Source organism: Streptomyces sp. NPDC127092 (genome assembly GCF_042722475.1).
GTDB lineage: Bacteria > Actinomycetota > Actinomycetes > Streptomycetales > Streptomycetaceae > Streptomyces.
Genome location: NZ_JBHXFE010000200.1, coordinates 384 through 1,185, shown reverse-complemented (window position 1 = coordinate 1,185; position 802 = coordinate 384). Strand labels below are relative to the sequence as shown.

1 protein-coding gene is annotated in these 802 nt (G+C 69.3%); it reads right to left on the bottom strand.

Annotated features, from left to right (window positions below; translation table 11 throughout):
* Positions 1–398: 398 nt before the first annotated feature.
* On the bottom strand, positions 399–802 hold a 404-nt coding region (locus tag ACFWJO_RS38835; protein ID WP_386872928.1), incomplete at its 5' end, for a phosphomethylpyrimidine synthase ThiC.

Genomic DNA, 802 nt, shown 5'->3' with positions numbered 1-802 from the left:
GGAATCTCGAGACGAGCATCCGGGTCATCACGGCTGGCCCGAGGAGAGCTGAGCGGCTGGATGATGCCTCACCTGGGAAGCGCCCCTGGGGTGCGGACCGGCGGGGTCATGTCGACTTTCACGTCATATTCCATCCACTCAATTCCTGTGGGCGAATGGGACACGCATCACAGGGGCCTGACGGAATAGTGAGCCCAGTGTGTGTGTGAGTCAAGAGGCATCACCACTCGATCGACCACCGAGCGCACTGCCCCGTCCGTGGGGCCGCGCCTTCGCCGTCCCGGAGGGCCTTGTCCTGGCGATCGCGTCATGACCTGGTGGCGGCCCTCAGGTCATGACGCGATCGTCAGGTGGCGCAGGGGCGGGCCATCCCGCCCCACCTCACCCCGCGTCCGGCCTCAGGCGTCCGAGGCGGTGCGGATCGTCGGCTCGGGCAGGTACACGGACCCGCCGGCGGCCCGGAACTCCGCGGACTTCGCGGCCATGCCGGCCTCGGCGATCCGCGCCTGCTCGGACGCGCCGCCGAACTCGCTGCGGATGTCCTGGCTGATGCGCATGGAGCAGAACTTCGGCCCGCACATCGAGCAGAAGTGGGCGGTCTTGGCGGGCTCGGCCGGCAGCGTCTCGTCGTGGTACTCCTCGGCGAGCTGCGGATCCAGGCCGAGGCCGAACTGGTCGCGCCAGCGGAACTCGAAGCGCGCCTTGGACAGGGCGTCGTCGCGGTCGCGGGCGCCGGGGTGGCCCTTGGCGACGTCGGCGGCGTGCGCGGCGATCTTGTAGGTGATCACACCCGTCTTCACGT